At 69.2% G+C, this 16,140-nt stretch carries 17 protein-coding genes; 1 reads left to right on the top strand and 16 read right to left on the bottom strand.

Annotation, left to right across the window (positions count from 1 at the left end):
• Nucleotides 1–44: 44 nt before the first annotated feature.
• The 12 genes from MTF69_RS14760 to MTF69_RS14705 form a co-directional block, all read right to left on the bottom strand.
• On the bottom strand, nucleotides 45–785 hold the full coding sequence (locus MTF69_RS14760) for a type 1 glutamine amidotransferase domain-containing protein (protein WP_243334415.1): 741 nt from the start codon (nucleotides 783–785) through the stop codon (nucleotides 45–47).
• Nucleotides 786–859: 74 nt separating this feature from the next.
• Nucleotides 860–1,615: a MinD/ParA family protein gene (locus MTF69_RS14755; RefSeq protein ID WP_243334413.1), complete on the bottom strand. Its 756-nt coding sequence runs from the start codon at nucleotides 1,613–1,615 to the stop codon at nucleotides 860–862.
• Entirely contained in the window at nucleotides 1,615–2,874 is a 1,260-nt protein-coding gene (locus MTF69_RS14750; RefSeq protein WP_243334412.1) for a PP2C family protein-serine/threonine phosphatase, read from the bottom strand. The genes MTF69_RS14755 and MTF69_RS14750 overlap by 1 nt, the downstream gene beginning before the upstream one ends.
• Entirely contained in the window at nucleotides 2,856–3,320 is a 465-nt protein-coding gene (locus tag MTF69_RS14745; RefSeq protein ID WP_243334410.1) for an anti-sigma regulatory factor, read from the bottom strand. Before MTF69_RS14745 ends, MTF69_RS14750 begins: the two co-directional genes overlap by 19 nt.
• A gap of 5 nt (nucleotides 3,321–3,325) precedes the next feature.
• Nucleotides 3,326–3,637, bottom strand: coding sequence for an STAS domain-containing protein (locus MTF69_RS14740; RefSeq protein ID WP_243334408.1), 312 nt, complete (start codon nucleotides 3,635–3,637; stop codon nucleotides 3,326–3,328).
• A gap of 36 nt (nucleotides 3,638–3,673) precedes the next feature.
• Nucleotides 3,674–5,821, bottom strand: coding sequence for a glycogen debranching protein GlgX (glgX, locus tag MTF69_RS14735; RefSeq protein WP_243334407.1), 2,148 nt, complete (start codon nucleotides 5,819–5,821; stop codon nucleotides 3,674–3,676).
• Nucleotides 5,818–6,162: an STAS domain-containing protein gene (locus MTF69_RS14730; protein ID WP_243334405.1), complete on the bottom strand. Its 345-nt coding sequence runs from the start codon at nucleotides 6,160–6,162 to the stop codon at nucleotides 5,818–5,820. Before MTF69_RS14730 ends, glgX begins: the two co-directional genes overlap by 4 nt.
• Before the next feature lie 36 nt (nucleotides 6,163–6,198).
• The gene (locus tag MTF69_RS14725; protein ID WP_243334403.1) at nucleotides 6,199–8,019 is read right to left on the bottom strand and encodes an AGE family epimerase/isomerase; all 1,821 of its coding nucleotides are present in this window, start codon (nucleotides 8,017–8,019) and stop codon (nucleotides 6,199–6,201) included.
• A 1-nt stretch (nucleotide 8,020) separates the two neighbouring features.
• Complete coding sequence (locus MTF69_RS14720) at nucleotides 8,021–8,455, bottom strand: VOC family protein (RefSeq protein ID WP_243334400.1); 435 nt, start codon at nucleotides 8,453–8,455, stop codon at nucleotides 8,021–8,023.
• Nucleotides 8,455–9,093, bottom strand: coding sequence for a DJ-1/PfpI family protein (locus MTF69_RS14715; protein ID WP_243334398.1), 639 nt, complete (start codon nucleotides 9,091–9,093; stop codon nucleotides 8,455–8,457). The genes MTF69_RS14720 and MTF69_RS14715 overlap by 1 nt, the downstream gene beginning before the upstream one ends.
• Nucleotides 9,086–10,705 carry a GMC family oxidoreductase gene (locus MTF69_RS14710; protein WP_243334396.1) on the bottom strand — a complete coding sequence of 540 codons (1,620 nt, stop codon included), beginning with the start codon at nucleotides 10,703–10,705 and terminating at the stop codon, nucleotides 9,086–9,088. Before MTF69_RS14710 ends, MTF69_RS14715 begins: the two co-directional genes overlap by 8 nt.
• Nucleotides 10,706–10,716: 11 nt before the next feature.
• A complete protein-coding gene (locus tag MTF69_RS14705) occupies nucleotides 10,717–11,097 on the bottom strand; it encodes a nuclear transport factor 2 family protein (RefSeq protein WP_243334395.1) in 381 nt (126 codons plus the stop codon).
• Between the two features lie 146 nt (nucleotides 11,098–11,243).
• Between MTF69_RS14705 and MTF69_RS14700 the strand changes: the two genes are divergently transcribed.
• A complete protein-coding gene (locus MTF69_RS14700; RefSeq protein ID WP_243334392.1) occupies nucleotides 11,244–12,461 on the top strand; it encodes a transposase in 1,218 nt (405 codons plus the stop codon).
• 21 nt (nucleotides 12,462–12,482) lie between these two features.
• On the opposite strand, the gene MTF69_RS14695 is transcribed toward MTF69_RS14700, so the two are convergent.
• The 4 genes from MTF69_RS14695 to MTF69_RS14680 all read right to left on the bottom strand — a co-directional run bounded on the left by MTF69_RS14695 (nucleotide 12,483) and on the right by MTF69_RS14680 (nucleotide 16,008).
• Complete coding sequence (locus MTF69_RS14695) at nucleotides 12,483–12,938, bottom strand: nuclear transport factor 2 family protein (protein WP_243334390.1); 456 nt, start codon at nucleotides 12,936–12,938, stop codon at nucleotides 12,483–12,485.
• 20 nt (nucleotides 12,939–12,958) lie between these two features.
• On the bottom strand, nucleotides 12,959–13,390 hold the full coding sequence (locus MTF69_RS14690) for a nuclear transport factor 2 family protein (protein WP_243334389.1): 432 nt from the start codon (nucleotides 13,388–13,390) through the stop codon (nucleotides 12,959–12,961).
• Between the two features lie 83 nt (nucleotides 13,391–13,473).
• On the bottom strand, nucleotides 13,474–15,138 hold the full coding sequence (locus MTF69_RS14685; RefSeq protein ID WP_243334388.1) for a thiamine pyrophosphate-binding protein: 1,665 nt from the start codon (nucleotides 15,136–15,138) through the stop codon (nucleotides 13,474–13,476).
• A 45-nt stretch (nucleotides 15,139–15,183) separates the two neighbouring features.
• Nucleotides 15,184–16,008 (bottom strand): type 1 glutamine amidotransferase domain-containing protein, encoded by an 825-nt coding sequence (locus tag MTF69_RS14680; RefSeq protein WP_243334385.1) that lies wholly within the window; start codon nucleotides 16,006–16,008, stop codon nucleotides 15,184–15,186.
• Nucleotides 16,009–16,140: the final 132 nt, after the last annotated feature.

Raw genomic sequence — 16,140 nt, 5'->3', positions numbered from 1 at the left:
TGTGGCTGCCTTCCGGTTTCGGGTGCGAGGGGGCAGGGCTTCGACTAGCCCTGCGCGAGCTGACGTAAGAACGTCTCCGCGAGGGCCTTGGAGGAGTAGGGGTTCTGGCCGGTCGTGAGCTTGCGGTCCACCACCACGTGCGAGTCCCAGATCGCGTCGGCCTTCTCGTAGCGGGCACCGAGCCGGGTGAGTTCGGCCTCCAGGATCAGCGGGAGGCGGCCGGCCATGTTGGTGACGAGCTCCTCGCTGTGCGAGAAGGCGGTCATCCGGTAACCCGCGAAGGGCCACTGGCCCTCGCCGTCGCGCAGGGCCAGCAGGGCGGTGTGCCCGTGGCAGACGGTGGCCAGGGGCTTGTCCTGGGCGATGGCCCAGCGCAGGATCTGCGCGAGCTCGTCGGACTTGGGCAGGTCGCCGATGGCCCCGTGGCCGCCGCTGATGTAGATGCCGTCGTAGCCGGCGACGTCCTTCTCGCCGAGGGTCTCCAGGGCGATCGGGTTTCTCAGCTGCGGGGTGTTCTCTATGACCCGGCTGTGCTCCAGGGCGCTGGCGGCGTCCGTGTCCGCGGAGCCCTGGGGGCGGACCCACTGGAGGAACTGGGGGTCGATGCTGGTCTGGTCGACCGTCGGGGTCCGGCCCCCGATCGTCGCCACGTCCACGGTGTGGCCCGCGTTCTTGAAGAGGGTGTAGGGAACGGCGAATTCCTCGGCCCAGAAACCCGAGGGGTGTTGTTCCCCGTCCAGCAGATGAAGCGTGGCCTTGGCCGTCATGACGACGAGAATCTTCATGACTCTTCTCCTTGGTCTGTCTGGATTCGCTGCCGATTCAACACGCCCCCCGCTAGGGGCGTAAGGGGGAGACGTCAGGCACGCGATACTTCGTCACGTGCGTCCAACGCCGAGATGATGGTGCGGAATTCACCGACGAGGGGGTGGTCGGGATGGGCTTCGGAGAATATGCGTTCCCCGTAGAGCGCAGCCATTTCCGGAACATAGGGAAGGATTCCGGCCAGGGGGGTGCGGTAGACCTCCTCGGCCCGCCGCCGGGCGGCCTCCCGGTCGATACCCTCGGGCGCCATGCTCATCACCAGGGTCCGCCGGCAGGCGAGCCGGCCGGTCAGGGCGATGGTCTCCTCGACGCCGAGGAGGTCGATCCGGTCGGCCCTGGCCATGATCAGGAGTACGTCGGCGCTCGCCATCGCGGTGACCGACTCGTTGTTGAGCCCGGCATGGGTGTCGAGCAGCAGGACGTCCAGGGCGTGGTGCACGGCCAGCCGGTCGAAGCCCTCGGGCAGCAGCCCCACGTCGTAGCCGGTGGTCATGAGTTCCCGCAGGGCCGCCGTCCCGGTCCGCGCCGGCACGACGTACAGGATCCCGCTGCCGCGGCCGGTGGCGACCTCCTGGGCGGCGGCCTCGATCTCGCACCGGCCGAGCAGGTAGTCGGCGAGCGAGGGGCCGGGGCCGAGCCGGAAGAGCAGGTCCAGGGTGGGCGACTGGATGTCCGTGTCGATCACCCCCACCCGGCGCCCCTCGCCCGCGAGGAGCAGGGCCAGGTTCGCCAGTACCGAGGACTTTCCGGTACCGCCGCGGTACGAGTGCACCACGATGGTCCGGGTCATCAGGCCACGACCTGGCAATCGGCGCCGCCCGCGTGCGGCCCCCGCGCCGCACGTGGCCGGTGCAGGGCCAGCATGGTGACGTCGTCGTGCTGTTCGGCTGTTCCGGTGTGTTCGCGTACGGCCGTGTCCATCCGGTCGACCACCTCCCTGCCGCTGACCGGGGGGCCGGACAGCAGCTCCAGCATCCGCTCGTCGCCGAGGAAGCTGCCGCTGGGGCAGCGCGCCTCGGGCACTCCGTCGGTGAACACGAAGAGCGTGTCACCCGGGTTCAACTGGGCGTAGCCGAGCGTGTACACACAGTCCGGGAGCACCCCGACGGCGGGGCCGGTGACCTCCAGCGTGCGCGGCTCGCCGCCTTCCGCGTCCAGCAGCAGCGGCGGGTTGTGGCCGCCGTTGATGTAGACGAGGGATCCGGTGAGCGGGTCGAGCACCCCGAAGAAGAGGGTGGCGAAGTAGCCCTGCCGCAGGTGGTTGCGGGTCAGGTAGCCGTTGGTGGCGGTGACCGCGTTGAGCAGCGGCGTGGCGCCCACGACGGGAATGCGCCGGCTGTTGCCGGTGCGGCCGGCGGCCACCAGGTGCTGGAGGCCGCTGTTCTCGGCGGTGTGCCGCAGCAGGGACCGGATGAGCGCCATGAAGAGCGCGGCTCCGACCCCCTTGTCGCAGACGTCGGCGACGACGAAGGCCAGGCGCCGGCCGCGGGACAGCTCGAAGACGTCGTAGAAGTCCCCGGCGACCTGCCGGGCGGGCCGGAAGCACACGTCGATCTCCCAGCCCTCGGGGACCGGCAGTGATTCCGGCAGGAAACCGGCCTGGATCTCGCGGCCGATCTCCAACTCCTTCTCGTAGCCCATCAGTTCGGCGCGGGCGTCGGCTTCGCGCAGGGTGCGGCCGAGTCCGGCGCGCTCCGCGCAGCTGTGCAGCCGGGCCCCGACGAGGGCGGGCAGGAAGGGGGGTACGAGGTAGTCGTGGCCGATCCGGACGTGTTCCTCCAGGGCGGCGAACTCCGTCACGGTCCAGACGACCACGATGGGGGCGCCGCCCCAGCGGCGCAGTCTGCGGACGACGGCCCGTACGGACTCCCCGTCGGCCTGGGCCGGGGCGAGCAGTACGTCCGCTTCGGGCAGCTCCTCCAGTGGGCCGGCCAGCAGGTCGGCCAGCGTGCGCGGGACGAGTTCCGCGCCCATCTCCCCCAGTGCTCCGAGGAGTTCGAGGGGCGGTGGCGGGTACTCGTCGAGGATGATCACGGTCGTGGAGGGCATGGGTCCGTCCCCTCAGCCATCACAGTCAGCGTGCTGATGTTGCGGCCGTCCCTGCGTACGTAGTCGAACTCGTCCACGCTGGTCAGTGCGAGGTGGATGCCGAGTCCGCCGATCCGGCGCCGCTCGGGAGCGGTCTGCGGGTCGGGCGGCAGTCGCCCCTGGACGGGGTCGAAGGCCGGGGCGCGGTCCTCTATGGAGATCTGCACCCGGCCCGGCCCGGAGCGGCCCCGGACGGTGATCCGTCCGTCGCCGCCCCGGTACCCGTGCATCACGATGTTGGTGGCCAGCTCGTCCACGGCCAGCCGGATCCGGTACGAGGCGCCCTTGCCCAGGCCCGCCCGGCCGGCCAGCCGCAGGACGAGCGCGGCGATGTCATCCAATGCCCCGAGCGTGGCGGGCACGTGCATCTCGGCGGACATCCTCGCCGTCTTGACCGCCTCGTCCATCGGACTCAGTCGTCGCAGAGCACGATGCTGCGGTCGAGCCCGGCCGTCCGGATGGTCCGGGACACGGGCTCGATGGCGCCGACCACCTTGATGGTGACGTGCTCCCCCACCTTCTGCTGGGCGAAGACCAGGGAGCGCAGTCCGGCGCTGGCCATGTAGCCGACCCCGGCCATGCGGATCTCGACGGTGCTGGTGCCGTGGCCGGCGGCCTTCTCGATGGTCTGGTGGAAGTCCGGCGCGGTCTTGGCGTCCAGTTCGCCTTCCAGCTCGATCACGGTGGTGTCGCCCTCGATGCTCAGGGACACGGAAAGCGGCATGTCAGGTCTCCTTCGGTGCGTGGGCTGGAGCGTGGGCTAGAGCGCGGGCTGGAGCTCGGCGTCGGGCGTGCGGCCGACCAGGATCACGACCGAGCGCGGACCGATCAGGTACTTGCCGGCGTTCTCCAGTTCGAGTTCGGCGCCGGGGGTGCGGATGTCGTGCGGGGCCTCGGCCCCGGTGTCCGCGAACAGGTGCCAGCTGCGGCCGCCCGGGAGGGCGGGCAGTTCCAGGTCGTGCGCTTCCCAGTGGGAGTTCATGGCCGCGTACACCACGTCGTCGTCACCGGTGCCGCAGCGGGCGACCGCCAGCAGCCGGCTCTCCGGCGACCAGTCGGGCTGCCAGGCCCGCTCCCCGTGCCAGCTGATGTCGGGCAGCCCGAGGCTGTCACGGAGCTGACCGGTGGGGTGGGAGGTGGAGCGCAGTTCGCGGTGGTGCTTGCGGAAGGCGATCATCTCCCGCGTGAAGCGGAGCAGTTCGGAGTTCTCGTCGACCTGGCTCCAGTCGAACCAGGACAGTTCGTTGTCCTGGCAGTACGTGTTGTTGTTGCCCTGCTGGGTGCGCGCCACCTCGTCGCCGGACAGCAGCATCGGGATGCCCTGGCTGGTGAGGAGGATGGCCAGGGCGTTCTTCATCTGGCGCAGCCGCAGCGCGGCCACCTCGGGATCGTCGGTCGGTCCCTCGGCTCCGCAGTTCCAGCTGGCGTTTTCGTTGCCGCCGTCGTTGTTGCCCTCGCCGTTGGCCTCGTTGTGCTTGTCGTTGTAGGAGACCAGGTCGGCCAGGCTGAAACCGTCGTGCGCGGTCAGGAAGTTGACCGATGCCGAGGTCCCGCGGCTGGAGTAGAGGTCGGGCGAGCCGGCGAGCCGGGTCGCGAGCTCCCCGGTGACCCCGGGGTCACCCTTGAGGAAGCTGCGCACGGTGTCGCGGTACTTGCCGTTCCACTCCGCCCAGCGACCGTACGCCGGGAAGTTGCCGACCTCGTAGAGGCCGCCGGCGTCCCAGGCCTCGGCGATGAGCTTGGTGTGCCGCAGCACCGGGTCGTAGGCGAGCAGTTCCAGCAGCGGCGGGTTGGGCAGCGGGGTGCCGTCCGGGGAGCGGCCGAGGATGGCCGCGAGGTCGAAGCGGAAGCCGTCGATGTGGTAGTCGGCGACCCAGTGGCGCAGGCAGTCGAGCACGAAGTTGCGCACGACGGGGTGGTTGCAGTTGACGGTGTTGCCGGTGCCGCTGAAGTTGAAGTAGTACCCCTCGGGCGTGAGCATGTAGTACGTGGCGTTGTCGAGCCCCTTGAAGGAGATGGTGGGGCCCTGCTCGTTGCCCTCGGCGGTGTGGTTGAAGACGACGTCGAGGATGACCTCGATGCCGGCCGCGTGCAGGTCCCTGATCAGGGTGCGGAACTCGTCGCCCTGCATGCCGTAGCGTCCGGTGGCCGCGTAGCCGGCCTTGGGGGCGAAGAAGGAGACGGTGTTGTAGCCCCAGTAGTCGAAGAGCTGCTCGCCCGTCTCCGGGTTGGTGCGCGGGTTGTCGCTCTCGTCGAACTCGAACACCGGCAGCAGCTCGATGCAGTTGATCCCGAGCTCCTTCAGGTACGGGATCTTCTCCCGCAGCCCCGCGAAGGTGCCGGGGGCGGTGACCTGCGAGGAGGGGTGCCGGGTGAAGCCGCGCACGTGGGTCTCGTACACGACGAGGTCCTCGGCGGGGATGCCCAGCGGGGTGTCGTCGCCCCAGTCGAAGTCCTGGAGGCAGACGCGGGAGCGGTACTGGTAGCCGCGGCTGCGGTCCGGCTCCACGCCCCACACGTCGCGGCCGGCGATCAGCCGGGCGTACGGGTCGGAGAGCACCTGGCGGGCGTCGAAGCGGTGGCCGGTGACGGGGTCGTAGGGTCCGTCGGCCCGGTACCCGTACTCGATGTTCTCGTGGTCGAGGCCGAAGACCGTCATGGCGAAGACGCTGCCGGTGCGGAATTCCTGGGGGAACTCCAGCTCGGCCATCGGCTCGGGCTCTCCGCGCTTGTAGATGACCAGGGTCATGGAGGTGGCCTGGTCGGAGAAGACGGAGAAGCTGACCCCGCCGGGGACCACGTTGGCCCCGAAGGGGAACGGTTTGCCGGCGCGGACGCGGTACCCGCCCACCTCGTGGGTCGGGTACGCGTCGACGCGCAGCACCTGTTCGGACGCCGGCTCGCTCATCGGGCGGCCTTCGCCTTGGAGGCCGCCGCGGCGGCTTCCCCGGTGGAGAAGAAGTCGAGGAAGCCGGTGGCCGACATGACGAACCGGACTTCCTCGCTCACCCCGTAGAGGGTGACGGCGACCCCGGCGTGCTGGGCCTCGCGGTAGACGACGAGCAGGGTGCGCAGCCCGGCGCTGGAGACGTAGGTGACGGCCGTCAAGTCGATGCGCAGCGGCCGGCCCTCGCGGACCAGCGGCAGCAGGCTCTGCAGCAGCGATCCGGAGGTCTCACTGTTGATCTCGCCGGTGGCGACGAGCACGGTGCCCGTCTTGTTGCGGCGTTCCTTCACGTTCAGGGTCATTGCTTTCCCCTCTGAGTGGGGCGCCCCCGTTGAGCGCTACTGGGCGGTCGGGCGCAGCCGGACCTTGACCTTGACCCGGCCCTGGACGTCGGGCAGCCGGACGGTGAGTGCGTCGGCGTCGAAGTCCGTGTACGGCTTCTCGTCGATCTCGACGGACGCGATCCGCACCGAACCGGCGGGGAGCAGGTCGGGCGAGACGCGCAGCACGCGGTCGGGCAGGTTCGTCGGGTCGGGCTGGAAGTGGAAGTCCATCTCCCGGCCGTTGATGAGCAGGTTGTTGTAGACGGCGGACAGGTAGCAGAGCTCCGCCGAGTGGTACATGGACATCGAGTGGCTGCCCTTGAGCCGCTCGGTCCCGAGCAGGTACGGGGTCCCGCTCGCGAGGACGTTGAAGTAGACGGCTCCCTCGTCGTGGTCGAGGAAGAAGGTGTTGTAGAAGGCCTCCGCCTGCCGGGCCTCGCGCAGGAACTTAGTCCCGCCGACGGTGCCGTTCAGGATGAGGTAGGCGAGGATCGCCTGCTCCTGCTGCCACCAGGCCTTGCGGTCGTGCCAGGCGAAACGATACGTCTCCTCGTCCCCCGTCTTGACGCGCTCGACCACGTCGTACCAGCCGCCGCGCTGCACGTCGCTGCCGACGGCCGGCATGATCTCGCCGATCTTGCGGGCGAGCTCCTCGTAGGCCGGCTTGGCCTTCAGCGAGTTCATCCGCATCAGGTTCCAGGCGATCTTGAGGTTGTGGCCGACGACCGCGCGGTTCTGCTGCCAGCTGTGCGCGGTGTCGTGGGACCAGTCGCGGAAGAAGCGCTCCTGGACGAAGGGGCTGTTCTTGTAGTCCGGGAACTTGTCCGCGATCGTGTCGAAGGTGTACTCCAGGAAGTCCGCGTAGCGCTGCTCCCCGGTCGCCAGGTACAGGTTGATCAGGTACGCCGGCGCGTGGTCGCCGACCGAGTTCCAGTTCTTGCGCTCCGCGTTCTCCCCGAGGGACTCGTGGTCGGCGCTGAAGAGGATCGGGTCGATGTGCGAGTAGTAGCCGCCCTGCTCCGGGTCCTTGAAGAACTTGTCGAACAGCCGGATGGTGGCGTCCGCGTCGTTCTTGATCCGGATGTCGCCGGTGACCCGGTAGGTCTGGATCGGGCCGGCCAGCGCGTAGATCTGCTCGTACATCGGGATCGCGTCGTAGTCGTCGGAGAACTCCGAGGTGAACAGCTTGCGTTCGCTGTCCCCGTCGACGCTGATGCCGTGGTACCAGAAGACCACGTCCTCCTCGCTGTCCACGACGCGCATGTGCTTGCGCAGGTACTCGGTGCCGCGCTCGGCGACCTCGAGGTACTCGTCCTTGCCGGTCAGCAGGTAGGCCGAGGCCATGCCGTAGACCAGGCGGGAGATCGTGTCGGTCTCCTGGACGTGGCTGGCGGTCTTGTCGCCGCCGAGCCGGATCTCGGTGCGGTACTCGGTGAAGTCCACCGGCCCGTCGCCGAACTGCGCCCGCTTGTAGAAGTCGGCCAGCGATTCGATCTGCTTGATCCACCAGCTGGGCTCCTCGAAGCGGTAGTCCTCGGCCCCGCGGCCCAGGAACACCAGGCGCTTGGCCTCGAAGCGGCCGCCCTGCTCGGGGTAGTACACCCCGTAGACGTAGAGGAACCGTCCCGGCGAGAGCATCTCGTCGATGTGCCCGGAGGCGTCGATGTACGGCTCGTCCAGGTTGCGGACCAGTTCGGCGCTGGGGTCCCCGGCCAGGGAGACGTCGAACTCGCGGCCGTCCGAGGTCTTCAGCCGCAGCAGCCGGGACTCGGAGTCGAAGCGGCCGACGTAGCCGGCGATCGTGTCGGAGAAGGAGAAGCTCACGGCGTCCGCCATGTCATACACCGTCCTTGTCGTGTTGACCGTGTTCGTCCTCGAATCCCTGGCTGACCTCGACGATCACCCCGTCGGGATCGCGGACCCACACGGTCCGCCACCCGCAGATGAAGTCGTCGAAGTCCAGTGGCCCCAGGGTCACTTCGGCCGCGTCGCCGAGCATGGCCAGGAAGGCGTCCACGCTGTCGGTCTGGAAGGCCAGGTGGCGCATCCGGCCCGCCGCCGCCGGCCCGTCGTGGTGGGCCGTGTCGGCCTGCTCGGTGCCCGCCGCGAAGAGCTCCAGATACACGTCCCCCTGGCGGAGGAAGATGATCCGGGCATCTCCCAGGTCGACCACCCGGGCCCGGGTGAAGCCGAAGTACCGGGTGTAGAAGTCCTCGGTGGTCTTCTGGTCTGCGCAGTTCAGGCCCACGTGCGACCAGACCATGGGGGCCATCAGCCGGTGCCCCGACGGCTCTGGTCCCCCTGGGCCCGCCCACCCCGCCCGGCGGCGATCAGCTCGATGATCCGGCGGGCGAACAGATGGTGGTGGGCCCCGGTGCGGCCGGTGACCAGGTCGCCGTCGACCACCACGTCCTCGTCCACGTACTCGCCGCCCATGTTCCGGACGTCACCGATGAGGTTGTTGTGGCAGACGACCTTGCGGCCGCGCACCTTGTCCGGGATCGAGGCGGCCAGCCACATGCCGTGGCAGATGATCCCCTTGAGGACCGTCGGCTCCTCGAAGGCCCGGCGCAGCAGCTCCGTCGCCGGGGCCAGGACGTCCACGTCCTCGGTGTAGCGCAGCCGGTCGGCCACCATGCCCGAGGGCACGATGATCGCCGCGTAGCGGCGCAGGTCCTCGTCGCTCAGCCCCTCCAGGGACTGGGTCGCGGTGAACGGCGCCCGGTACTCGTGCCCGGAGAAGGTGATGGAGTCGTTGCCCCACAGCCGGGTCAGGAAGTCGACCTCGGCGCCCTCCTCGGCGAACCGGCGGCCGTAGTAGAAGATCTCGGGCTCGTAGAAGTCGCTCTCGACCAGGACCGCGATGCGGGTCCCGGACAGCGCTCCCTCGCGCAGGACCACGTCAGGCACGGGACACCCCCTTCAGGAAGTCCGCCGCGCGCTCGGCGATCATCGCGATGGCGGTGTGGCAGTTGCCCGACGGGACGGCGGGCATCACGCTCGCGTCGACGACGCGCAGGTTCCGTACGCCGTGCACCCGCAGCTGCGGGTCGACGACGGAGAGGTCGTCGATGCCCATGCGGCAGGACCCGGCCTGGTGGTGATAGCTCTCCGACTTCTGCTTCACGAAGGTCCGCAGGTCCTCGTCGGACACGTAGCCGGGCCCGGGCTGGAGCTCCTGCTTGTACCAGGGCGAGAAGGCCGAGGTCGCGAAGAGCTCCCGGGCGGTCTTGACGCCCTGGACCATCCGCTCCAAGTCCCAGCGGTCGCCCAGGTAGTTCGGGTTGATCAGCGGGTGGGCCAGCGGATCGGCGCTCGCCAGCTTGATCCAGCCCCGCGAGACGGGCCGGACGACACCGGGCAGGATGGACACCGTGTTCGGGTGGTCCTGGCCGACGATCACGTCGAACGGCACGTGCACGAAGGCGATCTGCAGGTCCGGCGCCGGCAGTCCGGGCCGGGACGAGAGGAACAGCGCGCTCTCCGACAAGTTCTGTGCGGGTGGCGGCAGTTCCTGGGTGACCTCGGCCATCAGCCCGGTCAGCACGTGGTTGTGGAAGTTCTCGCCGACACCGGGCACGGCCGCGACGGCTCCGATGCCGTGCTCGCGCAGCTGCTCGGGGTGCCCGATCCCGGAGAGCAGCAGCAGCTTCGGCGATTCGATCGCCCCGGCGGCCACGATCACCTCCCGGCGGGCCCGTACGGTGTGCAGCCCGGGCTCGGACGCCGCACTGTGACCGTCGCGCACGGTCCGCCCCGGGACGTCGCTGTCCGAAAGCGTGGCGGGGGCCTGGAGCTGGACGTACTCCACACCCGTGCAGGTGTCCCCGTCGAAGAGCAGCCGGGTGCTCTGCGCGCTGGTGCGCAGGGTCAGGTTGGGGCGGTCGAGGGCCGGCTCCAGGTAGGCGGCGAGGACGCCCTGGCGGCGGCCGTCGGCCACGTCGATGTGGTGCCAGCCGGTGCCGAAGAGGCCGCGCCGCGGTCCGTCGGTGTTGAAGTCGGCGATCTCCTCGTGGCCGAGCTCGACGGCGGCGTCGATGAAGGCGCGCGAGACCGGGTTGGGGCCGTGCCGTCCGGCGTGGGTGATCCGCTGCGGCCCGCGGGTTCCGGTGGTCGGCGCGGTGGCGTCCTCCTGGCCCTCCAGCAGCGAGAAGTAGGGCAGTACGTCCTCGTGCGCCCAGCCGGCCGCGCCCTGGTAGGCCCAGTTGTCGAAGTCCGAGGCGTGGCCCCGGATGTGCATCATGATGTAGAGGTTGCTGCTGCCGCCGGGGGCCTTGCCGCGCGGTTCGTAGGTGCGGCGGCCGTCCAGGCCGGGCTGCGGGACGCTGGTGTAACCCCAGTCGACGGGCCCGCCGAGCAGCTTGTACCAGGAGGACGGATCGTCCACCTCGGGAGGGATGCGGCCCGCTCCCGCCTCCAGGACCAGGACGCTGACGTCCGGGTCCTCGGAGAGGCGGTTCGCGAGGACGCTGCCGGCGGTGCCGGATCCCACGACGATGTAGTCGTACTCATCCACGGCCATCGCGCGCCCCCTCAGCCCTGGCCGAGCACCTGGAAGGGAACCGTGTCGTGGTAGTTCGCCATGTAGGCGATCTTTCCGTCCACGATCCGGAAGAAGTTCATGACCTCGGCCTCGATCTCCTCCCCGGAGGGGGTGACCGCGGTCAGGTGGGAGACAGCCGCGGCCTTCTCACCGTCGAAGAGGAAGTGCACGGGCTCGTTGCGGAAGACCCGGTACATCGTCCCCATGCCTTTCATCATCGACCGGAGCAGTTCCAGCCCCTCGATGTGGCCGGCGAGCTGCTCGTCCATGACCTGGTCCTCGGCGAACAGGTCGCACCAGCTGTCCCAGTCACCTGCGTTGGCGTACTCGTAGTACTTGGTGAGGATCGTTCGTGAATCGATCGCACTCATCCCAATCTCCCTATGTGGAAACCCCCGGTTTTGACCGGAGAAAGGAAACGCATGCTCGGCCCGGAGCAACCAGCCATTGGAGTGCCGCTGCGTGACGCTGTGACCTGGGCTTGTCTTCGGACCTTGACAACCCCTAGCGTCCGGGCATGGAGACTTCCTCCGTGAAGCGGGCGTTCAAGTACCGCTTCCATCCGACCGGCGCTCAGGCGGTGGAACTGTCGCGGACCTTCGGGTGCGTGCGAAGGGTCTACAACCTCGCCCTTGCCGCCCGCGCCGACGCGTGGTCGGTTCGCGGGGAGCGAGTGAACTACCCGCAGACCTCGGCGATGCTCACGATGTGGAAGAAGTCCGAGGAGCTCGCCTACCTGGCCGAGGTGTCCTCGGTTCCGCTCCAGCAGGCGCTGCGGCATCTGCAGGCAGCCTTTGTCGGGTTCTGGGGGAAGCGGGTGCAGTACCCCCGCTTCAAGTCGAAGCGGAAATCCCGCGCCAGCGCCGAGTACACACGCAGCGCCTTTCGCTACACCGCTGGGCAACTCACCCTCGCGAAGATGTCCGAGCCGCTGGACATCGTGTGGTCCCGTCCCATCCCGGCTGGTGTTCAGCCCTCGACGGTCACCGTGTCCCGTGACAGCGCCGGCCGCTGGTTCGTCTCTCTGCTGTGTGACGACGCCCCTGTCCCCATGCCGGCCACCACGAACGCCGTCGGCATCGACGTCGGGCTTACGGCCCTGGTCGCCCTCTCCACCGGCGAGAAGATCGACAACCCGAAGCACGAGCGAAGGGACCGGGAGAAACTCGCCCGTGCGCAGCGCGCTCTGTCGCGGAAGGAGAAGGGCAGCCGCAATCGGTCCAAGGCCCGGATCCGGGTGGCCAGGGTCCATGCCCGGATCGCCGACCGGCGCCGGGATCATCTGCATCAGCTGACGACTCGACTCGTGCGTGAAAACCAAACGCTCGTGGTCGAAGACCTGGCTGTCCGCAACATGCTGGGGAACCACAGCCTTGCCCGTGCCATCGCCGACGCGGGCTGGCGCGAGCTGCGCTCGATGCTGGAGTACAAGTCGAGCTGGTACGGGCGCGAGCTGATCACCGTCGACCGGTGGTTCCCCAGCTCCAAGCTGTGCTCGGCCTGCGGGTCCATCGCCGACACGATGTCCCTGGATATCCGTGAATGGACGTGTGACACCTGCGGGACGACCCACGACCGGGACGGAAACGCAGCAGTGAATCTCCTGGCCGCCGGGCTGGCGGCTGCTGCCTGTGGAGCGGGTGTAAGACCTCATCGGGAGTCCTCCTCTCGGTCCGGGCGATCCGTGGTGAAGCAGGAACCCCCACCCGCGAGGATGGGAACCCCCTCCCGATAGGGAGAGGGAGAAGTCAACCCCCTACTGGTCCCTGCGGGTTCCGTCCGGGGCGAAGGGCGCCCAGAACTGGCTGAAGGCGGTGGCCGTGTCGCCGAAGAGACCGTCGTGGCCCTCGACGATCCGGCCGCCCTGCCAGCGCATGAAGTGGAAGACCGGGTAGTCCATCCGCTCGTACGGGGAGCGGCTCGACTCGTCGGCGCCGCCGCGCACGGCGACGTTGCGGCAGACGTCCGCGCTGCAGTCCTCGCCGACGAGGACCGCTTCGATGTCCATGCGGAAGGTGCCGCCCGTGAGCTTGTGGGTCTGGGCCATCAGCTCCAGGAAGGCGTCCAGGCTCTCGTACCAGCCGGCGAGCGGATGGTTGCCGGGAACCTGCCAGCGCAGGTCCTCCGCGTAGTACTCCAGGATCCTGGCCCGGTCGCCGGAGCCGAGGGCGCGGTACGCCGCCTCGACCCGCTCCCGTGTCACTTCGGTCATCGTCGCTTCTCCTTCGCCGCTCAGAGGGAGGCGGAACCGGGCATGGGCGCCAGTTCGTTGACGGTGTACTGCTGGATCAGCGGCCCGTCGGGGCCGGCGACCACGGTCCAGGTCTGGTCCGCGTCGAAGCCCAGCCACACGCTGCGGGCGGACGGCGGGTCCCAGATCTTGGCCTGCCAGTTCACGAGGACCCGGACGACCGCCCGGTCGCCCCCGATGACGGGCTCCACCTTCGTGACCGTGTGCACCTCGTCGAAGAAGCGGTTCGTGACCGCCTCGTACCAGCGGCCGAAGCCCTGGTGGCCGAGGAAGGTGTCCTCCGGGACCTTGAACTCCAGGTCCTCGGTGATCAGGGCCAGCACCTGGTCCGGCTGGACGTGCTGGTCCAGGGCCACGTACCACTTCTCGGCGAAGGCGCGGATCGCGTCCTCGGTCAGCCGCTCGGCGGGCATGCGGTCTCCTCCTGTCTGCTGCTGTCTGTCTGTCTGTCTGTCTGTCCGTACGTACGACCCGTGCGTGCGCGGTACGCGGTGCGTCAGATCTGCACGTCGACCAGGAACGGCCCCGGGTGGGCGAGCATCCGCCCCACGGCGGCGATCGCCTCGTCGGGCTTCTCCACCCGCATCCCGCCCGCCCCCAGCGACCGGGCCAGGGCGGCGAAGTCGATCTCGGGGTGCGAGAGGTCGAAGGACCCCGGGAAGCCGTGCTGCGCAATCTCCCGCTCCCGCCAGTACTGGGCGATGTTGTCGTCCAGCAGCCGGTACTTGCGGTTGTTGCAGACCACGAACTTGGCCTCGATGCCGTGCCGGGCCGCGGTCCACAGCGCCTGGTAGGTGTACATCGAGCCGCCGTCGCCTGCGAAGCCGACGACGAGCCGCTCCGGCCGGGCCAGCTTGACGCCGACCGCGCCCGGGAAGCCCACGCCCAGCGATCCGCCCCGGGTGAGGTGGTAGTCGCCCGGGCGCTCCGGCGGCAGGTACCGGGTGACCAGCGGGGAGGTGGTCAGCGCCTCGTCGAAGACGATCAGGTCCCCGCCCGTGCGCTCGGCCAGGGTCCGCAGGAAGACCGCCATCGGCGAACCGGCTGCCTCTTCGGAGGCCTTGGCCTCCTGCTCGGCCTGGCCCGCCCGCACCCGCTCCCGGGTCCGCGCGTCCAGCCGCCCGGCCGCCGCCGCCCGCTGCACGGGGGTGAGCACGTGCTCCAGTACGCCGGCCAGTGCGCGCAGCGCCTGCCGGGGATCGGCGGCGAGCCCGAGGTCCACCGGGTGGTTCTTGGCGATCTCGTAGGCGTTCAGGTCGATGTGCACGACCCGCGCGCCGGTCCGGAAGGGGCTCTCCAGCTCCGGGAACACCTCGGGGAAGACGTAGGTGCCGACGATCAGCACCCCGTCCGCGCCCCCGATCAGCTCCTTGCTGTGCGGGCCGAACATGTGGCCCGTCTGACCGCGGCGCAGCGGGTGCGAGGCCGCGATGTTCACCTCGGAGGAGTCGACCTCGTACACGTCGGCGCCGAGCAGCTCGGCGACGGCGACGAGTTCGCGCTGCGCCCCGGAGAGCGCGACCCCGTCCCCGACGAGGACGACCGGCCGCTCGGCGGAGGCCAGCAGCTCGGCCGCGCGCCCCACCGAGGCGGCCGAAGGCGCCACGTCCGTGAGGGGCACCGTGGCGGGCAGCACGAGCTCGGAGTTGAGCTCGTCCAGCACGTCCATCGGCAGGGCCACGAACACCGGGCCGCGCGGCGGGGTCAGGGCGATCTTCACCGCCCGGCGGATCGTGCGCAGCACGGAGTGCCGGTCGGTGACCCGGGTCGCGTACTTCGTCACCGGCTTCGCCATCGCCACCAGGTCGGACGCCATCTGCGCGTCCATGGCGTCGTAGCGCACCCCGGCGTCGCCGGCGACCACGACGAGCGGGGTGTGGCCGCGCAGCGACTGGTAGAGCATGCCGATGCCGTTGCCCAGACCCACCCCGGAGTGCAGCTGGAGCAGCGCCGCCCCGCCGGTGGCCCGGGCGTAGCCGTCGGCGATGCCGGCGGCCACGGTCTCCTGGAGGGCGAGGACGTAGTGGAAGTCCTCCGCCGCGTCGACCGCGTCGAGGAATCCCTGTTCCACCGTCCCCGGATTTCCGAACATGACGTTCAGGCCGTCGGCCTTGAACTGGTCGATCAGCCTTTCCCGTCCGGGAGTGGCTCCAGAACTCATCGAACTCCCCCTCCTTTTCGTACCGTCGTTCCGGAGTTACCGGAATTACCAGCCGTACCGGGTGAGACCGTTCTCCAGGACTTCCACGATCTTCTGCCCCGTGAGATACGAGTCGGGGGTCGAACGACCGGTCACGAAGGGGAAGTCGACGATCACCGAAAGGGGGTGGCCGAAATTTCCGTGGTACGCGCCGCGCGGTCCGGTCGCATCGCGGAGGATGTACTCCAGCGGATACGGCGGCGGCCCCATGTTGAAATCGGTGCCGAGGAATCCGGTGCCGTCCTTGTAGTCGTACTCCTTGCAGTGGCCGGTCACGTGCTTGCCCCAGATGATGCTGCGGCGGTCGCCCCAGTCCCGGGCGAAGGCCAGGCAGGCGACGCCGTAGCACTCGGCCGCGACGACCTTCCCCGCGTTCTTGAAGGCGAGGATCAGGGCGTGCACGCGCTCGTTGTTGGCGAGGTCGACGATCGGACCGCTGCCGCCCACGACGAGCACCGCGTCGAAACCGGCGATGTCGGTCTGGAGCTTGTCCAGATCGCGGTGGTACTGCTCCAGCTTGGGCAGATAGGCCGAGTCGCTCGTGTACGGGCGCTCGGGGGCCCACGCTTCGATGTCGAGGGGGGAGTCGAGCCGGCTCGACTGCTCGAACTCCCGGCCCAGCCGGGCGTTCTCCTCGGTGGTGACCGAGCGTCCCAGCGGAGGATCGATGTAGTTCGCGTCGAGGCTCGGCGGGAGAGCGTGGGCACGCTTTCCGGTCGGCGTGGCGAATACGACTTCATAGCCCTGCTCGTCGAACTGCGATACGGGGCCGATCAGTTCCTCGGCCCAGTAACCGTGTTCGGAGACAATGACCAGAATCTTTCTGCTCACGGATTCCTCCAGGCGCCGCCTGTTGTCGTTGGCGTCCCCCACACTGGCCGCGCCCGGGGTTCCCGTCAAAGCGCTGGTGTGCGACTTCGTGAGGTAGTCGCCCAGGCCATGGGGGCACCTCAGGAAGTCGTC

This window comes from Streptomyces sp. AP-93, assembly GCF_022808175.1.
GTDB lineage: Bacteria > Actinomycetota > Actinomycetes > Streptomycetales > Streptomycetaceae > Streptomyces.
Note: the sequence above shows the minus strand (reverse complement) of the source record. Positions and strands in the feature narration are given on the sequence as shown.

What these genes read in the sequence shown, in the direction of transcription:
- MTF69_RS14755 (WP_243334413.1), bottom strand. Translation starts at nt 1,615, where the DNA reads ATGACCCGGACCATCGTGGTGCACTCGTACCGCGGCGGTACCGGAAAG.
- MTF69_RS14690 (WP_243334389.1), bottom strand. Translation starts at nt 13,390, where the DNA reads ATGCCCGCCGAGCGGCTGACCGAGGACGCGATCCGCGCCTTCGCCGAG.
- MTF69_RS14710 (WP_243334396.1), bottom strand. Translation starts at nt 10,705, where the DNA reads ATGGCCGTGGATGAGTACGACTACATCGTCGTGGGATCCGGCACCGCC.
- MTF69_RS14725 (WP_243334403.1), bottom strand. Translation starts at nt 8,019, where the DNA reads ATGGCGGACGCCGTGAGCTTCTCCTTCTCCGACACGATCGCCGGCTAC.
- MTF69_RS14760 (WP_243334415.1), bottom strand. Translation starts at nt 785, where the DNA reads ATGAAGATTCTCGTCGTCATGACGGCCAAGGCCACGCTTCATCTGCTG.
- MTF69_RS14700 (WP_243334392.1), top strand. Translation starts at nt 11,244, where the DNA reads ATGGAGACTTCCTCCGTGAAGCGGGCGTTCAAGTACCGCTTCCATCCG.
- glgX (WP_243334407.1), bottom strand. Translation starts at nt 5,821, where the DNA reads ATGAGCGAGCCGGCGTCCGAACAGGTGCTGCGCGTCGACGCGTACCCG.
- MTF69_RS14745 (WP_243334410.1), bottom strand. Translation starts at nt 3,320, where the DNA reads ATGGACGAGGCGGTCAAGACGGCGAGGATGTCCGCCGAGATGCACGTG.
- MTF69_RS14740 (WP_243334408.1), bottom strand. Translation starts at nt 3,637, where the DNA reads ATGCCGCTTTCCGTGTCCCTGAGCATCGAGGGCGACACCACCGTGATC.
- MTF69_RS14720 (WP_243334400.1), bottom strand. Translation starts at nt 8,455, where the DNA reads ATGGCCCCCATGGTCTGGTCGCACGTGGGCCTGAACTGCGCAGACCAG.
- MTF69_RS14750 (WP_243334412.1), bottom strand. Translation starts at nt 2,874, where the DNA reads ATGCCCTCCACGACCGTGATCATCCTCGACGAGTACCCGCCACCGCCC.
- MTF69_RS14695 (WP_243334390.1), bottom strand. Translation starts at nt 12,938, where the DNA reads ATGACCGAAGTGACACGGGAGCGGGTCGAGGCGGCGTACCGCGCCCTC.
- MTF69_RS14730 (WP_243334405.1), bottom strand. Translation starts at nt 6,162, where the DNA reads ATGACCCTGAACGTGAAGGAACGCCGCAACAAGACGGGCACCGTGCTC.
- MTF69_RS14705 (WP_243334395.1), bottom strand. Translation starts at nt 11,097, where the DNA reads ATGAGTGCGATCGATTCACGAACGATCCTCACCAAGTACTACGAGTAC.
- MTF69_RS14685 (WP_243334388.1), bottom strand. Translation starts at nt 15,138, where the DNA reads ATGAGTTCTGGAGCCACTCCCGGACGGGAAAGGCTGATCGACCAGTTC.